Origin of the sequence: Salifodinibacter halophilus, from assembly GCA_012999515.1 — a bacterium.
GTDB classification, from domain to species: Bacteria; Pseudomonadota; Gammaproteobacteria; order Nevskiales; family Salinisphaeraceae; genus Salifodinibacter; species Salifodinibacter halophilus.
In genome coordinates, this window is record JABEEB010000018.1 from 1 (window position 1) to 514 (window position 514).

Consider the following 514-nt stretch of genomic DNA (forward strand, 5'->3'; position numbering starts at 1 on the left):
ACCGCCAAGGCCGGCGCGGCGGCGGCGCGTCCGGCGCCGCCGATCGGCGTGCCGCTGTCGGGCGGGCAGTCCACCTTCCTGGAATGGTCGTTCGTGCCGGCCGACAACAAATCGGAAATCTCACGCGTACTGGCGCTCACCGTGTTCGCCACCGACAACGGCCCGATCCTGCGCGCGGACTGGATGATTCCGCCGCGCCGCAACTGGTCCTACACCGACAAGCCGGCGACGCTGCCGAGCGTGATCGAATCGCAATCGGCGGCGCTGACCGACGAAACCCAGGCCTCGACGCTGAGCGTGAGCCTGCTGCACGACGGCGACCACGTGCGCGTAGGCATCGGCCAACCGGTGCAGCAATGGCTAAGCTTCGCCTTGCCGTCGGGCCAGTGGCAGCCGCAGCGCCTGCGCAACGGCCTGCTGCTCGGCACGCCGCTGGCCGAAGGCATGGGCTTGAAGGTGAACTGGCCGTCGCTGCGCGCGCGCCAGCTCAATCAGGACCCGGGCGATGGCGGCG

Annotated in this window: 1 protein-coding gene; it reads left to right on the forward strand. The window is 70.2% G+C overall.

The window, feature by feature from the left end:
• A partial coding sequence (locus HKX41_10465) for a hypothetical protein (GenBank protein ID NNC24556.1) occupies window positions 1-514 on the forward strand: 514 nt, incomplete at both ends.